At 79.0% G+C, this 838-nt stretch carries 1 pseudogene; it reads left to right on the top strand.

What is annotated here, in order from left to right:
* A pseudogene (locus BST12_RS34025) lies at positions 1 to 838 on the top strand (hypothetical protein); the annotation flags it as partial.

The raw sequence follows: 838 nt of genomic DNA, 5'->3' as shown, positions 1-838 counted from the left end.
GCGCCAACGCCTGGCTGTTCGGCATCGGCGGCGACGGCGGAACGGGCGGCGCCAGCGTCAGCGCCGACGGCGGCGCGGGCGGGGCGGGGGCCAGCGCCGGCTTCCTGCTCGGCGCCGGTGGTTCCGGCGGATACGGCGGCTCAACCAGCTTCAAGGGTGGCTCCGGCGGCAACGGTGGGGCGGCCGGCAACGCCTGGCTGATCGGCAACGGCGGCACCGGCGGCAACGGCGGCGACGGCACCAACCTGACCGTCGGCGCCGGTGGCAACGGCGGCAACGGCGGCAATGGCGGGTGGCTGCTGGGCGACGGCGGGGCCGGCGCCAACGGCGGCGTCGGCGTATCGGGCGGCGGCAACGGCGGCGCCGGCGGACACGCGATGCTACTCGGCAGCGGCGGCGACGGCGGCAACGGTGTGCTCGGCGGCGTCGCCGGCAAGGCCGGGCTGCTGATCGGCAACGGCGGCGACGGCGGTACCGGGCGGGCCGGCGCCGACAGCGGGCTCTTGTGGGGTAACGGCGGCAACGGCGGCGACGGCGGCAATGTCGTGATCGGCGACGGCGGCGCCGGCGGGCGGGCCTGGCTGATCGGTAACGGCGGCTCGGGCGGCATCGGCAGCACCGGCGTGGTCAGCATCGCCGACGGCGCCGGCTTGACCGGGGGCCGCGGCGGCGACGGCGGATTGCTCTTCGGCTGGGGCGGCTGGGGTGGTGCCGGTGGCGCCGGCGGGCCGACCACGGTGCTGGGGTCCGGCACCGGCGGCACTGGCGGCGCGGGTGGCAACAGCGGCTGGGTGATCGGCGGCGGCGGGGCCGGCGGGGCCGGCGGACATGGCGGGAC

The organism is Mycobacterium angelicum, from assembly GCF_002086155.1.
Taxonomy (GTDB): Bacteria; Actinomycetota; Actinomycetes; order Mycobacteriales; family Mycobacteriaceae; genus Mycobacterium; species Mycobacterium angelicum.
The sequence above is the reverse complement of the archived record's forward strand: the minus strand, read 5'-3'. Positions and strand labels throughout refer to the sequence as shown.